Below are 1,242 nucleotides of genomic sequence, written 5' to 3' on the forward strand. Positions count from 1 at the left end.
GGTTCTTGAGGGCGTCGGGCGGCAGTGCCCGGACCGGACTGCTGCCGAAGTCCAGTGTGATCTGGTACATCTGGTCCCCGATGCCGTCCAAGAGTCCGACCTCATCCTCGATTGCATCGAGAATTTCCCCCATGGCGAGGTTGCTGCAGTCAATTGTGCCGATATCGGACATGGGCGACCGGACCAGGCTGAGGTGCTCAACATGCGTGACTCCGTTGACGATATGGACTTCCAGCGCTCCCTTCCGGTCCTTGATCTCCCCATAGGTCAGGTGCTCCTGGCTGCCTGAGTACCATGCGTTCGGGGCGACCTGCTGCTGTCCGTGGTAGTGGCCGAGCGCGATGTAGTCGTAGCTGTCGAGCAGGATATCGGGCGTGAGCTCAAATTCGGCACAGGTAGCAAGACGCTTGTCCCGGATCGTGGTTGCGAGACCGTGAGTGACGAGGACGTGGTTGCCCTTCTCCCTGGTGTACGCCGAGGCGTCAAATGCAGCAGTCTTATAGTCGACCGCATGGAGCATGTTCGGGATCAAGTGGAAGTGCGTGTCGCCGATCTGTACATGCTCGTACCGGAACGAGTATGCCGCATTGATCTCCGGGTGGGCTTTCCTCAGGATCTCGAAGGCGCTGGCAGTGTAGGCGTTCTTCTGCATCTCATGGTTGCCCGCCACCGCGATGAAGGGGATCCCCGCTTCCTTGAGCAGGTCCAGGGCCTGCATGGCTACGAGCAGGGCCTTGGTCTTCGGCTTGACCGTATCGAACAGGTCCCCGGCATGGACCAGGGCTTCCGGCTGCTCGTCGCAAATCCGCTCGATCGCTGTGAGGAAGTTTTCATAGATGAGGGTTTCACGGAGGTTGCTGCCATCCTCCGCGAGTTTCTGGAACGATGCCCTGCCGAGATGGGTGTCGGCAATGTGGATGAAGTTCATCATCGCACCCCGGCTTTCATCACCCGCGGAAGGTCCGCCTCCACCGCGTCCAGGATCTCGTTCCGGGCTGCGGCGAAGGTGATCGTATCCGGTGTATGGGTCTGCATCCAGAGGTCCGTGTATGCCTTGACGAGGCACTGAGCAACAATCAGCCGGTCTTTGGGCGAGAACAGATCCCCGGGGGTGAATGTCTGCGGGGCTTTGGTCGTCGCCGGGGCCGTGCCTTCAGGGGACGTGCGGGTTTCCTGTTCGGGCGCTGCGGCGGCTGCCGGCTGGGCTGGGGCGATCTCCTGCTGTGCTTCCAGGTCCTTGGC

General features: G+C 61.1%; 2 protein-coding genes. Both read right to left on the reverse strand.

The genetic code is table 11. From position 1 onward, the window contains the following. Window positions 1-931: exonuclease SbcCD subunit D (locus CW742_RS13825; RefSeq protein WP_292421376.1), on the reverse strand; the 931-nt coding region annotated here is incomplete at its 3' end. After that, on the reverse strand, window positions 928-1,242 hold a 315-nt coding region (locus CW742_RS13830), incomplete at its 5' end, for a hypothetical protein (RefSeq protein ID WP_292421378.1). The genes CW742_RS13830 and CW742_RS13825, both read right to left, overlap by 4 nt.

It is taken from the genome of Methanoregula sp., assembly GCF_002835825.1.
Classification (GTDB): Archaea; Halobacteriota; Methanomicrobia; order Methanomicrobiales; family Methanospirillaceae; genus Methanoregula.